Raw genomic sequence first — 13,186 nt, 5'->3', positions numbered from 1 at the left:
CCCCCCCAGCCTGGCGTCGAAGCTGATGCAGAACAGGTGGGCCGGCACCGCCGGCCTGCTGATCGCGCTGCTGGCGCCCTTCGTCAACGCCAGCCCGTACGCGCTGTCGGTCATGACCAGCGCGGCCATCGCCGTGATGCTCGCGGCCGGGCTGAACATCGTGGTCGGCTACTGCGGCCTGCTCGACCTGGGCTACGTCGCCTTCTTCGCGGTCGGCGCCTACACCAGCGGCGTGCTGGCCACCCGGTTCGACCTGCCGCTGCTGGCCACGGTGCCTGCGGTGATCGTGGTCACCGTCGTCGCCGGGATCGTCATCGGCGCGCCCACCCTGCGGCTGCGCAGCGACTACCTGGCGATCGTGACGCTCGGCTTCGGCGAGATCATCCGGATCACCGCCAACAACCTGGACGTCACCGGCGGCCCGTCGGGCATCTACGGCATCCCGACCCTGGTGGAGAACCCCGCGGTCTTCTACTACGTCACCGTGGCCGTCGTCTCGCTGGCGGTCCTCGGCTCGGCGCGGCTGGGCCGCTCCCGGCTGGGCCGGGCCTGGCGGTTCGTCCGCGAGGACGAGGACGCCGCCGAGGCGATGGGCGTGCACACCTACCGGGTCAAGCTCGCCGCTTACATCGCCGGCGCTGTCTGGGGCGGCCTGGCCGGGGTGCTGTTCGCCGCGCAGCTGTCCGCCGTCTCGCCGGGCAGCTTCACCTTCCTGGCGTCGGCGCTGGTGCTGATGGCCGTGGTGCTCGGCGGCATGGGCTCGGTCTCCGGCGTCGTGGTGGGCGCCGTCGTGATCAGCATCCTGCCGGAGATCCTGCGGGACCTGGCCGACTACCGTTACTTCCTGTTCGGCGTCCTGCTCATCGCCTTCATGCTGCTGCGCCCGCAGGGCCTGTGGCCGGCCCGTTCCAAGGAGGTGCCGTGAGCCTGCTGAGCGTGACCGACCTGCGCCTGACCTTCGGCGGGGTGACGGCCATCGACGGCCTGTCGTTCTCGGTGGACGAGGCGGAGATCGTCTCCGTCATCGGGCCCAACGGGGCGGGCAAGACGTCGGCCTTCAACTGCGTCACCGGCTTCTACCGGCCGACCGCGGGCCGGATCACCCTGCGCGGCAAGGACCTGCCGGGACTGCGGCCCTCGGCCGTGGCCGCCCTCGGCGTCGCGCGCACCTTCCAGAACCTGCGCCTGTTCGGCGAGCTGTCGGTCCTGGACAACGTACGGGCCGGATCGCACCTGTGGCTGCGCCAGAGCGTCTTCGACGCCCTGCTGCACACCCCCCGGTACCGGCGCTCCGAGCGCGAGTGCACCGAGCAGGCGCACCACTGGCTGGACTTCGTGGGCCTGCGCGGCGACCGGTACGGGCAGGCCCGCAACCTGCCCTACGGCGAGCAGCGCCGCACCGAGATCGCCCGCGCCCTGGCCCGCAAGCCCGACCTGCTGCTGCTGGACGAGCCCGCCGCCGGGCTCAACCACGGCGAGAAGGCCGAGATGCTCGACCTGATCCGGCGCATCCAGGCCCTGGGCGTGGCCATCGTGCTCATCGAGCACGACATGGGGCTGGTCATGGAGGTCTCCGAGAGGGTGGTCGTGCTCAACTTCGGCAGGGAGATCGCCGACGGCCGTCCCGAGGACGTCCGGCGGAACCCGGCCGTCATCGAGGCCTACCTCGGCGGTGACATCACCGCGGGGGAGAGGGACACCCCGCAGGACGATCCCTCCGGGACCACGCCGGGCACGGACGCCGCGCACACACGGGCCCCGGACGCTGGCGGCGCCGACGGGGACGACCCCGCGGGCGGCTCCGGGGACGGGGCCGGGAACCGTACCCCCGCACGTGACAGGACCGCCGGGAGCGACGCCGATGCTTGAGATCGAGGACCTGGACGTCCACTACGGCGGCGTGCACGCGCTGCGCGGGCTCTCCCTCACCGTCGGCGAGGGCGAGATCGTGGCCCTGCTCGGCAACAACGGCGCAGGCAAGACCACCACGCTGTCCGCGGTCTCGGGGCTGGTACGCCCCAGCGGCGGCGGCGTGACCTTCGACGGGCGGAGGATCACCGGTGAGAAACCGCACCGGATCACCGCCTCCGGCCTGGTGCACGTCCCCGAGGGACGCAGGATCTTCAGCACGCTGAGCGTCCACGAGAACCTCCAGCTGGGCGGCTACCTGGTTCGCGACCAGGCGGAGGTCCGCGGCCGGATCGAGCGGGTCTACGGGCTGCTGCCCCGCCTGGCGGAACGGCGTACCCAGCAGGGCGGCACGCTCTCGGGCGGCGAGCAGCAGATGCTCGCCATCGGCAGGGCGCTGGTCACCGGGCCGCGCCTGCTGCTGCTCGACGAGCCGTCCATGGGCCTGGCCCCGCTGGTGGTCGCCTCGGTCATGGAGCTCATCGCGGGCATCAACGCCGAGGGGACCTCGGTGCTGCTCGTCGAGCAGAACGCCACGGCCGCCCTGGGGATCGCGCACCGCGGGTACGTGATCGAGAACGGTGCCTGCCTGCTGGCCGGGCCGGCCGCCGAGCTCCGCCGGGACCCCCGGGTCGTCGAGGCCTACCTCGGCGGGGTCTGACGGCGGGGTCCGGGAACGAGGTTCGGCGACGGGGCCGGTGCGGGTCCGGTGCGGGTTCGACGGAGAACCCCGCCGGACCTCGGATGTTCGATGGCGGGCGCACCGCCTGGGAGGATGTGACGGTGGCGGGTTCCGTCCGCCGGACGTGGACGCGGTCGACAGGAGAGGCTCCGGTATGGCTTCGAGGGCGGACGGCCGGCTCGACCTGCCCGCGGTGGGGGAGAGACAGAGCCTGCGGGAGCAGGTGGCCCACGCGCTGCGGGCGGCCCTGATCACCGGTGAGATGCGGCCCGGCATGGTCTACTCCGCCCCGCTGCTGGCCGCCCAGTTCGGGGTCTCGGCCACCCCGGTGCGCGAGGCCATGCTCGACCTGGCCAAGGAGGGCCTGGTCGAGGCGGTGCGCAACAAGGGCTTCCGGGTCAGCGAGATGTCCGAGCGCGACCTGGACGAGCTGGCGGAGATCCGCGAGCTCATCGAGGTGCCCACGGTGACGCGGCTGGCCGACACCGGTCGCGCACCGGCCTTCGAGACGCTCCGCCCGATGGCCCAGGAGATCGTCGACGCGGCCGAGCGGGGCGACCTGCTCGCCTACGTCGACGCCGACATCCGCTTCCACCTGGAGCTGCTCGCCCTGGGGGGCAACTCCCACCTGGTGGAGGTGGTCCGCGACCTGCGCAACCGGGCCCGCCTGTACGGGCTGTCCGGCCTCCACCGGCGCGGGCGGCTCGCCGACTCCGCCCGCGAGCACCTCGCCCTGCTGGAGCTGCTCTCCACCGGAGACGCGAACGGCGCCGAGCGGCTGATGCAGCACCACATCCAGCACGTCCGGGGCATCTGGGCCGGGGCCACCGAGCCCTGACACCCGCCCCGGCCACCCCGTCCGCAGCCGCGAACGGAACGGAACTTGGAACAGGCCAGGGCCGGGAACGGGCCGGAGCCGCGGTGGACCCCGGGGGCACGGTGGATCGGCCCGGGCGCCGAGGTCAGCCGGAGGAGCGGGTGGCGCCCAGGGTCGCGATGACCACGCAGCCGACCGCCGCCCACTCGCGTACCTGGAGCACCTCGCCCAGGATCACCAGGCCCGCCAGCGCGGCCACGGCCGGCTCCAGGCTCATCAGGATGCCGAAGACCCGCTTGGGCATCCTGCGCAGCGCCTCCAGCTCGATCGAGTAGGGGATCACCGACGAGAGCAGGCCCACCCCCAGGCCGATCAGCAGCACCTCGGGCCGGAGCAGGTCGGCGCCGCCCGAGGAGATCCCGACGGGGGCGACCACCACGCAGGAGATGATCATCGCCAGGGAGAGCCCGGTCGCCCCCGGGAAGCGCCGGCCGACCGAGGCCGACAGCAGGATGTAGGCGGCCCAGCAGGCCGCCGCGACCAGGGCGAAGGCGATCCCGGACCAGCTGATCCTGGACGTCGCCGTCCCCCACGGGGCCAGCAGCACCACGCCCGATCCGGCGAGCGCCACCCAGAGCAGGTCGAGGCGGCGGCGCGAGGCCGCGACCGCGACGCCGAGCGGGCCGAGGAACTCGATGGCCACCGCGATCCCCATGGGAAGGCGGGCCAGCGCCTCGTAGAACGACAGGTTCATCACGCCCAGCGTCACGCCGAACGCCACGCCCGCCGCCGCGTCCCCCCGGGTCAGTCCCCTCAGCCGGGGCCTGGCGACCGCCCCCAGGATCAGCGCTCCGGTGGCGATCCGCAGGAACACCACCGCGCTCGGCGAGAGCTGGCCGAACAGGTCCTTGGCGAACCCCGCGCCGACCTGGACCGACAGGATGGCCAGCAGGACCAGCCCGGACGGCGGAACGGCGTCGGAGGCGGCCTTCAGCAGCGCGCCGGGTCTGACCGGGCCGGGCTTGTAGGGTTCTGCGGGCCCGTGCAGGGCTTCGGCGGTCACGGCACTCCTCAGGTGCGAAAAGGTCGGTCACACCTTACCGGGTGGGGTGTTCCCGCTCAGGGACTTCCGCCATGTGAGACGGAGTCCACCCTGGCCCGCCGCGCTCCCACAGGCCCGAAGCGATCCCATGGAGCCCCCTCCGGACCCGCTCCCGGACCCGCCGTGCCCCCGAAGCCCCCACGATCCCGCTCCGGGCCCGTGCGGGGTACGCGCTCAGCGGGTGTAGAGGGCCACCGTCATGCCCGGCACCCGGCCCGTCCGCCACGCCTTGGTACGGACGAACCCCTCCCCGGTCAGGACGGCGACCCGGTCGACGCGCGAGGCCGCCTCGGACCCGCCCCGCCAGACGACCCAGACCCGCTCGCGCCCGGCGACGGCGGCGGCCAGGTCGGAGCGCTCCGGGTAGCCGAACGAGGCCGGCAGCGGGTCGCGGCCCGTGAGCATCACGTCGTCGGGCAGGCCCGCGCCGCCGTAGTAGAGCAGGCCCTGGCGCAGCGAGGAGCGCCCGTAGACGAGGGCGTCGCCGGGCCGCGCCTCGCTCGCCAGGATGCGCGCGGCCCGGGGGAAGTTCTCGTGGTGCCCGTCCTCCCCGCGCACGTCCAGCTGGCCGGGGAACCCGGCCGCCAGCACGCCCGCCACCGCCAGGACGGCGGGCGGCCGGGGCAGCGCGGCGAGCGCGAGCCCGGCCAGCAGCGCGTACCCGGGCACCGTCGCGAACAGGTAGCGGTCCACGTACACCGGGGTGATCAGGTGGGAGACGGCGAACAGCGCCAGGGGCGGCAGGAGGGCCCAGCCGGCCAGCAGCGCCACCCAGAGCCGGTCGGCGCCGTGGCGCCGCAGGAAGGGGGCCGCCGCCGCCAGCAGGAACAGCGCGCCCCCGGCCAGGGCGGTGCCACCGATCATCTTGGGCAGCGTCAGGAACACGTCGGGTCCCGGCAGGGTGATCCAGCTGATCGCGTGCCGTTCGGCGAACCCGACCACCGCCCAGACGGCCCCCGGCACGAGACCGGCCGCCAGGCAGGCCACCACCCTGGGCAGCACCCCCCGCCCGTACAGCGCGATCGCCGCCAGGTGCGCCGCCGCGACGAGCAGGGCGAACACCTGGGTGCAGCCGAGCAGCGCCACGGCGGCCGCGTACCCCCACCAGCCGCGGCGCCGTCCCGGCTCCTCGATCGCCCGGTGCAGCGCCCAGGTGGCCAGGACCGCGGCGGCCGCGGCGAACGCGTACGAGCGGGCGTTCTGCCCGTGGTAGGAGACCGACGGCAGCGCGATGTAGACGACGGCCGCGGCCAGCCCGGCGGGCCACGAGCTCATCCGGCGCCCGAGGTCGGCGACCAGCGCGGTCGCCACGCCGGTGGCGAGCGCGGAGGGCAGGCGCATCCACCACTCGGCCTGCCCGAACTCCAGCCACAGGTGCATGAACGCGTAGTACGGCAGGAAGTGCCCGTCGATGTGCTGGGCCAGCTCCCACAGCCCCGCGGCGCTCCGGCGGGCCGCGCTGAGGGTGGCGAGCTCGTCCGAGGAGTGGGAGACCGTGGAGGCCCCCGCGACGCAGACGAGCGTGGCGACGATCCCCGCGGCCGGGCCCGCCCACGTCCGCCCCTGCCGTTCCCCCGCGGGCCGGGACGGGCGTCGCGCTCCGGTAATGATCACCCGGAGGATGTTAGGTGGAAACGATCACCCTTGATCGTCTTTCTCTGACAAAAGATCGTATTTCTACGGAAAAAAGCCCGATCATTCCCAGCGGAAGGTCCGCGCGGTCAGCAGGAGCGACCCCGCCGCCCACGCCGCGAGGACCACCACCGCGGCCACCGGCGGCCCCGCCCCGTCGGCGAGCACCGCGCGGAGCCCGCCGGTGAGCGCGGAGATCGGCAGCAGCTCCAGCACCGGCCGCACCGCCTCGGGGAACCGCTCCAGCGGGAAGGCGACCCCGCCGCAGGCCAGCAGGACCAGGTAGACCAGGTTCGCCGCGGCGAGCGTGGCCTCGGCGCGCAGCGTCCCGGCCATCAGCAGGCCCAGGCCGCTGAACGCGGCCGTGCCCAGCACGATCAGCAGCAGCGCCGCGAACGGCGAGCCCGCCGGGCGCCATCCCAGGGCGGCCGCCACCGCGCAGAGCACCGCGACCTGGACGACCTCCACGGCGATCACCGCGAGCGTCTTGGCCAGCATCAGCCCGGTCCGCGACAGCGGGGTCGCCCCCAGCCGCTTCAGCACCCCGTAGCGGCGCTCGAAGCCGGTCGCGATGGCCTGCCCGGTGAAGGCGGTGGACATCACGGCCAGCGCGAGCACCCCCGGGGTCATGAAGTCGATCCGGGAGCCGCCGCCCACGTCCAGGATGGGGGCGACCGAGAGGCCGACGAGCAGCAGCACCGGAATGATCATCGTCAGCAGCAGCTGCTCGCCGTTGCGGAGCATCGCCCGGATCTCCGCGCCGGTCTGGGCCGCCACCATCCGTCCCAGCGGCGCGGCCCCCGGGGCCGGGGTGAGGTCCAGGGTCGTCATGTGCGTCGTCTCCTTCGAGGCGGGGTCTCCTTCGGGGCGGGCCGCGTCAACGGAGCTCACGCCCGGTCAGTTCGAGGAAGACGTCCTCCAGGGTGCGCCGCTCGATGCTGAGGTCGTCCGCGGTCACGCCCTCGGCCGCGCACCAGGTCGTCACGGTCGCCAGCAGCTCCGGCACGACCTGTCCCTCGATGATGTAGTGCCCGGCCGGCGACTCCTTGGCCGCGCTGCCGACGGGCAGGGCGGCGAGCAGCTCGTCCAGGGAGAGTCCCGGCCGGGCGCGGAAGCGCAGCTGCCGCTCGGCGCCGGTGAGGGAGGAGGGCGTGCCCTCGGCGACCACCCGGCCGCGGTCGATGATCACGATCTGGTCCGACAGGCGCTCCGCCTCGTCCATGTGGTGGGTGGTGAGCACCACCGAGACCCCGCTCGCGCGCAGCTCGCGGACCAGCTCCCAGCAGGCGTGCCTGGCCTGCGGGTCCAGGCCCGCGGTCGGCTCGTCGAGGAAGACCAGCTCGGGACGGCCGACGACCGCCCCGGCCAGCGACAGTCGCTGCTGCTGGCCGCCGGAGAGCCTGCGGTACGGGGTGCGGGCGTGCTCGGTCAGCCCGAGCCGCTCCAGCAGTGCCCCGGGGTCGAGCGGACGGGCGTGGAAGCGGGCCATCAGCCGCAGCCACTGCCCGCAGCGGGCCGCGGGCGGGACGCCGCCGGCCTGGAGCATCACCCCGACCCTGGCCCGCAGCTCCCGCGCGGACGGGTCGAGCCCCAGCACCTTCACGCTGCCCGAGTCGGCCCTGCGGAACCCCTCGCAGATCTCCACGGTGGAGGTCTTGCCGGCCCCGTTGGGGCCCAGCACCGCGGTGACCGCGCCGCGGGCCGCGGTGAGGGTCAGGCCGTCGACCGCGGTCGTCCCGCCGTATCTCTTGACCAGGTCGACGATCGCGACGGCTGGGGAGTCCATGGCCACGAGTTTAGAGACCGCCTCCGGCGCTCCCGCTTCCGGACCACATGTCCGGCGCGCCCGCGGCTCGCGGGCGGCGCGTGAGGGGGTCCGGTCGCGTGGCGGACCCGCTGTTCCCTGTCCTTTTTCAGGAAATTTCCGAAACGAAGGAATTCGGATGGCCAATTGATGGTTGGGACGCTTCGGCTCACGCGGCCCCTCCGGGCTCGTGGGCCGTCTCATGCCGGTGACCGGAGAGGGAGTACGAGTATGACCGCGGCCGTCGTCGAGCCGGGGGTGACGCCGGGCACGCGGCGCAGGGGACTGCTGCTGATGATCCTGGGCGCGCTGTCGGCGATCGGCCCCCTGTCGATCGACATGTACCTGCCCGCCTTCCCCGCCATCGCCGAGGGGCTGGGCGCCGGGCAGGCGCAGGTGCAGCTGACCCTCACCGCCTGCCTCGTCGGGGTCTCCGCCGGGCAGGTCGTCGCCGGGCCGCTGAGCGACGTCCGCGGGCGCCGCGGCCCGCTGCTGATCGGCATCGCCGCCTACGCCGCGGCCTCCCTGCTGTGCGCCTTCTCGCCCTCGGTGTACGGGCTGATCGCCTTCCGCCTGCTCCAGGGCTTCGCGGGCGGCGCCGCGCTGGTGATCGTCCGCGCGATCGTCCGCGACCTGTACGAGGGAGCGGCCATCGCCCGCATCTTCGCCACCCTGATGCTGGTGACCGGCCTGGCCCCGATCCTGGCCCCGATCGCCGGTGCCCAGCTGCTCGCCCACACCTCCTGGAGAGGCGTCTTCGTCGCCCTCAGCGTCGCCGGGCTGCTGCTGCTGGTCTCGGCGCTGGCCGGGGTGCGCGAGACCCTCCCGGCCGACAGCCGCGAGGGCGGCGGGCTCCGGCACACCCTGGTGACCTTCTGGTACCTGCTGCGCGACCGGCCCTTCATGGCCGCCGCGCTGTCCGGCGGGATGGGGTTCGCCGCGATGTTCGCCTACATCTCCGGGTCGCCGTTCGTGCTCCAGGAGGTCTACGGCACCTCTCCGGAGGTGTTCTCCCTGGTGTTCGGGCTGAACGCGCTCGGCCTGACCATCACCGCGCAGATCGGCGGGCGCCTGGCCGGGCGCCGGGTGGACCCGGCCCGGCTGATCCTCCTCGGGCTGCTGCTGAGCGTGGCCGGGGCCGCGGCGATCCTGGCCACGGTCGTGTTCGGGCTGGGCCTGCCGGTACTGGTCGCCGGGCTGTTCGTGATGATGTGCGGCGGCGGTTTCGTGCTGCCGGGCAGCGGCGCGCTCGCCCTGGCCGGCCAGCCCCCGCAGATCGCCGGGAGCGCGGCCGCGCTGACCGGCGTGCTGCAGTTCGGGCTCGGCGCGCTCGCCGCGCCGCTGGTGGGCCTGGGCGGCGAGGGCAGCGCCCTGCCGATGGCCGTCGTGCTGACCGGCTTCACCGTGGCGGCGCTCGCGATCTTCGCCGGTCTGGGCCGGGGTCCGGGACGCGTTTCCGCTGGTTAGGTAAGCCTTTCCTACGTGATGCATCGCATTCCCGGCACGCCCGCACCGGTTTGTCAGCGGGGAAGTAATTACGGCACACTGATGTTGTGAAATACGTGACCGGGATGCGAGACACCGAGAAGGCCGCCGCCGCGCGGCTCTCCGGCGTGTCCGCCGAGCGCAGCACGCGAGCGCGTGTCGCCCGGCTCATCCTGGAGCACGGACCGATCACCGCCGCCGCTCTCGGCGAGCGGCTCGGCCTGACCCCGGCGGCCGTGCGCAGGCATCTGGACGCGCTGCTGGCCGAGGGGATGACCGAGGTCCGCACCGCCCGGCCGCGCGGCCAGCGCGGGCGCGGGCGGCCGGCCAAGCTGTTCGCGATGACCGACCAGGGCCGCAGCGCCTTCGAGCACGCCTACGACGACCTGGCGGGCAGCGCGCTGCGCTTCCTGGCCGAGCGCGTGGGCGAGGAGGCCGTGGCCGAGTTCGCCCGTTCGCAGGTGGCCGGCCTCGTCGACCGGCTGCGGCCGCAGATGCGCGAGGTGCCCGCCGACCAGCGGGTGCGCGTCCTGGCCGAGGCCCTCTCCGACGACGGCTACGCCGCCTCGGCGAGCAAGGCCGGTGTCGGCGGCGAGCAGCTCTGCCAGCACCACTGCCCGGTGGCGCACGTCGCCGCCGAGTTCCCGCAGCTGTGCGAGGCCGAGACCGAGGCGTTCGCGCGCATTCTCGGCACGCCCGTGCAGCGGCTCGCGACCATCGCCCACGGCGACGGTGTGTGCACCACCCACGTGAGCCCCCATCGGGCTCCGGGAGCGGGCGCGCGGGAGGGCGCGACGTTCTCCCCACCCTCCCCACGCCTTGAACCGGCACCACCGCCGGCCGTCCACGAAACGATCGACATATCGAGCAAGGAGACCGGAAGGTGACTGTCACCGACCGCCCGGAGCTGGAAGGCCTCGGGAATTACAAGTTCGGCTGGGCCGACTCGGACGCCGCGGGAGCGACGGCCAAGCGTGGCCTGTCCGAAGAGGTCGTCCGCAACATCTCCGCGCTGAAGAACGAGCCGGAGTGGATGCTGGACCTGCGCCTGAAGGGGCTCCGCCTCTTCGGCAAGAAGCCCATGCCGAACTGGGGCTCCGACCTCAGCGGGATCGACTTCGACAACATCAAGTACTTCGTGCGCTCCACCGAGAAGCAGGCCGCCTCCTGGGAGGACCTGCCCGACGACATCAAGAACACCTACGACAGGCTGGGCATCCCCGAGGCCGAGAAGCAGCGCCTCGTCGCCGGTGTCGCCGCCCAGTACGAGTCCGAGGTGGTCTACCACAAGATCCGTGAGGACCTTGAGGAGAAGGGTGTCATCTTCGTCGACACCGACACCGCCCTCAAAGAGCACGAGGAGATCTTCAGGGAGTACTTCGGGACCGTGATCCCGGTCGGCGACAACAAGTTCGCCGCGCTGAACACGGCCACCTGGAGCGGCGGCAGCTTCATCTACGTGCCGCCGAACGTCAACGTGGAGATCCCGCTCCAGGCCTACTTCCGGATCAACACCGAGAACATGGGCCAGTTCGAGCGGACCCTGATCGTCGTGGACGAGAACTCCTACGTGCACTACGTCGAGGGCTGCACCGCGCCGATCTACACCTCCGACTCGCTGCACAGCGCGGTCGTGGAGATCATCGTGAAGAAGGGCGCCCGCTGCCGGTACACGACCATCCAGAACTGGTCGAACAACGTCTACAACCTGGTCACCAAGCGCGCCGTGGCGTACGAAGGCGCGACCATGGAGTGGGTCGACGGCAACATCGGCTCCAAGGTCACCATGAAGTACCCGGCCGTCTACCTCATGGGCGAGCACGCCAAGGGCGAGACCCTCAGCGTCGCCTTCGCCGGTGAGGGCCAGCACCAGGACGCCGGGGCCAAGATGGTCCACCTCGCGCCCAACACCAGCTCCTCGGTGATCTCCAAGTCCGTCGCCCGCGGCGGCGGCCGGACCTCCTACCGCGGCCTGGTGCAGATCGCCGAGGGTGCGCACGGCAGCGCCAGTACGGTCAAGTGCGACGCGCTGCTGGTCGACCAGATCAGCCGCTCCGACACCTACCCGTACGTGGACGTGCGCGAGGACGATGTCTCCATGGGGCACGAGGCCACCGTCTCCAAGGTCTCCGACGACCAGCTCTTCTACCTGATGAGCCGTGGTCTGGGCGAGGACGAGGCGATGGCGATGATCGTCCGTGGCTTCGTCGAGCCGATCGCCCGCGAGCTCCCGATGGAGTACGCCCTGGAGCTGAACCGGCTGATCGAGCTGCAGATGGAAGGAGCCGTCGGCTGATGGGCCTCGACACCGCTGTGAAGCCCCTCTCGACGCTGCACGAGAGGGCCTCCTACGACGTGGCCGACTTCGCCGTCCCCACCGGCCGGGAGGAGGAGTGGCGCTTCACCCCGCTCTCCCGGCTGCGGGGCCTGCACGAGGGCGTCGCGGCCTCCGCGAACGTGACCGTGCACGTCGACGCCGCGCCCGAGGTGACGGTGGAGACCGTCGGGCGCGACGACGCCCGGCTCGGGCGGGCCTACGTGCCCGCCGACCGGGTCAGCGCCCAGGCGTACGCCTCCTTCGAGAAGGCCACCGTGATCACGGTGGCCCGCGAGGCCGTCACCTCCGCGCCGACCGTGGTCACCTTCACCGGGTCGGGCACCGGCACCGCCTACGGCCACACGGTCGTGCGCCTGGAGCCGATGGCCGAGGCCGTGGTCGTCCTCGACCACCGGGGCAGCGCTGTCTACGCCGACAACGTCGAGTTCGTCGTGGGCGAGGGCGCCACGCTCAAGGTCGTCAGCCTGCAGGACTGGGCCGACGACGCCGTGCACGTCTCCCACCACCACGCCCAGCTCGCCAAGGACGCGGTCTTCCGCGGCTTCGTGGTCACCCTCGGCGGCGACCTGGTCCGGCTCTCGCCGTCGGTCTCCTACACCGGTCCCGGCGGCGACGCCGAGCTGAACGGCCTGTACTTCGTCGATGCGGGCCAGCATCTGGAGCACCGCCTCCTGGTCGACCACTCCACGCCCGACTGCCGGAGCAACGTCGACTACCGCGGCGCGCTCCAGGGGGCCGACGCCCACGCGGTCTGGATCGGCGACGTCATCATCCGCGTCGAGGCCGAGGGCACCGACACCTACGAGCTGAACCGCAACCTGCTGCTCACCGACGGCGCTCGCGCCGACTCGGTGCCCAACCTGGAGATCCTCACCGGGGAGGTCGCCGGGGCCGGCCACGCCAGCACCTCCGGCCGTCTCGACGACGAGCACATCTTCTACCTCCGGTCCCGGGGCATCTCCTTCGAGGACGCCCGCCGCCTGGTCATCAGGGGCTTCTTCGCCCAGCTGCTGGAGAAGATCGAGATCCCCGAGCTCCGCGAGCGCGTCCTCGCCCGGGTCGAGGCGGAGCTCGAGAAGTGACGTTCGAGAAGGTCTGCAAGCTCGCCGACATCCCCGACGAGGGAGTGATCGGCCTTGAGGTGGGGGACGTCCCCGTCGCCCTGGTCCGCCGGGGCGAGGAGGTGCACGCGCTGCACGACGTGTGCTCCCACGCCGAGGTGAAACTCAGCGAGGGGGAGGTCTACGAAGGCACCCTCGAGTGCTGGCTGCACGGCTCGTGCTTCGACCTGCGCTCGGGCAAGCCCACCGGCCCGCCCGCCATCAAGCCCGTCCCCGTCTACCGAGTAAAGATCGACGGCGATGACGTCCTCGTCTCGCTCTCGAAGGAGTCATAACGTGTCTGACACCAGCCGAGTC

Annotated in this window: 13 protein-coding genes; 9 read left to right on the top strand and 4 right to left on the bottom strand. The window is 72.7% G+C overall.

Annotated features, from left to right (window positions below):
* Positions 1-25 precede the first annotated feature (25 nt).
* The 4 genes from ABD832_RS33005 to ABD832_RS32990 all read left to right on the top strand — a co-directional run bounded on the left by ABD832_RS33005 (position 26) and on the right by ABD832_RS32990 (position 3,428).
* Positions 26-925, top strand: a complete 900-nt coding sequence (locus ABD832_RS33005) for a branched-chain amino acid ABC transporter permease (RefSeq protein ID WP_344903395.1) — start codon at positions 26-28, stop codon at positions 923-925.
* On the top strand, positions 922-1,869 hold the full coding sequence (locus ABD832_RS33000) for an ABC transporter ATP-binding protein (protein ID WP_344903392.1): 948 nt from the start codon (positions 922-924) through the stop codon (positions 1,867-1,869). Before ABD832_RS33005 ends, ABD832_RS33000 begins: the two co-directional genes overlap by 4 nt.
* Entirely contained in the window at positions 1,862-2,569 is a 708-nt protein-coding gene (locus ABD832_RS32995; protein ID WP_344903389.1) for an ABC transporter ATP-binding protein, read from the top strand. The genes ABD832_RS33000 and ABD832_RS32995 overlap by 8 nt, the downstream gene beginning before the upstream one ends.
* A 175-nt stretch (positions 2,570-2,744) precedes the next feature.
* Positions 2,745-3,428, top strand: a complete 684-nt coding sequence (locus tag ABD832_RS32990; RefSeq protein ID WP_344903386.1) for a GntR family transcriptional regulator — start codon at positions 2,745-2,747, stop codon at positions 3,426-3,428.
* A gap of 124 nt (positions 3,429-3,552) precedes the next feature.
* On the opposite strand, the gene ABD832_RS32985 is transcribed toward ABD832_RS32990, so the two are convergent.
* The 4 genes from ABD832_RS32985 to ABD832_RS32970 form a co-directional block, all read right to left on the bottom strand.
* A complete protein-coding gene (locus ABD832_RS32985; RefSeq protein ID WP_344903383.1) occupies positions 3,553-4,470 on the bottom strand; it encodes an EamA family transporter in 918 nt (305 codons plus the stop codon).
* Between the two features lie 213 nt (positions 4,471-4,683).
* Positions 4,684-6,123 carry a glycosyltransferase family 39 protein gene (locus ABD832_RS32980; RefSeq protein WP_344903381.1) on the bottom strand — a complete coding sequence of 480 codons (1,440 nt, stop codon included), beginning with the start codon at positions 6,121-6,123 and terminating at the stop codon, positions 4,684-4,686.
* Positions 6,124-6,204: 81 nt separating this feature from the next.
* Positions 6,205-6,972, bottom strand: a complete 768-nt coding sequence (locus tag ABD832_RS32975) for an ABC transporter permease (protein WP_344903378.1) — start codon at positions 6,970-6,972, stop codon at positions 6,205-6,207.
* Between the two features lie 46 nt (positions 6,973-7,018).
* Positions 7,019-7,927: an ABC transporter ATP-binding protein gene (locus tag ABD832_RS32970; protein WP_344903375.1), complete on the bottom strand. Its 909-nt coding sequence runs from the start codon at positions 7,925-7,927 to the stop codon at positions 7,019-7,021.
* Positions 7,928-8,176: 249 nt separating this feature from the next.
* Between ABD832_RS32970 and ABD832_RS32965 the strand changes: the two genes are divergently transcribed.
* The 5 genes from ABD832_RS32965 to ABD832_RS32945 all read left to right on the top strand — a co-directional run bounded on the left by ABD832_RS32965 (position 8,177) and on the right by ABD832_RS32945 (position 13,164).
* Positions 8,177-9,412: a multidrug effflux MFS transporter gene (locus ABD832_RS32965; protein ID WP_344903372.1), complete on the top strand. Its 1,236-nt coding sequence runs from the start codon at positions 8,177-8,179 to the stop codon at positions 9,410-9,412.
* A 104-nt stretch (positions 9,413-9,516) separates the two neighbouring features.
* Positions 9,517-10,317, top strand: a complete 801-nt coding sequence (locus tag ABD832_RS32960; protein WP_344903369.1) for a helix-turn-helix transcriptional regulator — start codon at positions 9,517-9,519, stop codon at positions 10,315-10,317.
* Positions 10,314-11,726: a Fe-S cluster assembly protein SufB gene (gene sufB, locus ABD832_RS32955; RefSeq protein WP_344903366.1), complete on the top strand. Its 1,413-nt coding sequence runs from the start codon at positions 10,314-10,316 to the stop codon at positions 11,724-11,726. The genes ABD832_RS32960 and sufB overlap by 4 nt, the downstream gene beginning before the upstream one ends.
* Positions 11,726-12,850: a Fe-S cluster assembly protein SufD gene (gene sufD, locus ABD832_RS32950; protein ID WP_344903363.1), complete on the top strand. Its 1,125-nt coding sequence runs from the start codon at positions 11,726-11,728 to the stop codon at positions 12,848-12,850. The genes sufB and sufD overlap by 1 nt, the downstream gene beginning before the upstream one ends.
* The gene (locus tag ABD832_RS32945) at positions 12,847-13,164 is read left to right on the top strand and encodes a Rieske (2Fe-2S) protein (protein WP_344903360.1); all 318 of its coding nucleotides are present in this window, start codon (positions 12,847-12,849) and stop codon (positions 13,162-13,164) included. The genes sufD and ABD832_RS32945 overlap by 4 nt, the downstream gene beginning before the upstream one ends.
* Positions 13,165-13,186 lie beyond the last annotated feature (22 nt).

It is taken from the genome of Streptosporangium longisporum (assembly GCF_039534895.1).
Taxonomy (GTDB): domain Bacteria; phylum Actinomycetota; class Actinomycetes; order Streptosporangiales; family Streptosporangiaceae; genus Streptosporangium; species Streptosporangium longisporum.
The sequence above is the reverse complement of the archived record's forward strand: the minus strand, read 5'-3'. Positions and strand labels throughout refer to the sequence as shown.

Coding starts and splice junctions, on each gene's coding strand:
- ABD832_RS32995 (WP_344903389.1), top strand. CDS start 1,862: ATGCTTGAGATCGAGGACCTGGACGTCCACTACGGCGGCGTGCACGCG.
- ABD832_RS32960 (WP_344903369.1), top strand. CDS start 9,517: ATGCGAGACACCGAGAAGGCCGCCGCCGCGCGGCTCTCCGGCGTGTCC.
- ABD832_RS32975 (WP_344903378.1), bottom strand. CDS start 6,972: ATGACGACCCTGGACCTCACCCCGGCCCCGGGGGCCGCGCCGCTGGGA.
- sufD (WP_344903363.1), top strand. CDS start 11,726: ATGGGCCTCGACACCGCTGTGAAGCCCCTCTCGACGCTGCACGAGAGG.
- ABD832_RS32970 (WP_344903375.1), bottom strand. CDS start 7,927: ATGGACTCCCCAGCCGTCGCGATCGTCGACCTGGTCAAGAGATACGGC.
- ABD832_RS32965 (WP_344903372.1), top strand. CDS start 8,177: ATGACCGCGGCCGTCGTCGAGCCGGGGGTGACGCCGGGCACGCGGCGC.
- ABD832_RS33005 (WP_344903395.1), top strand. CDS start 26: ATGCAGAACAGGTGGGCCGGCACCGCCGGCCTGCTGATCGCGCTGCTG.
- ABD832_RS32990 (WP_344903386.1), top strand. CDS start 2,745: ATGGCTTCGAGGGCGGACGGCCGGCTCGACCTGCCCGCGGTGGGGGAG.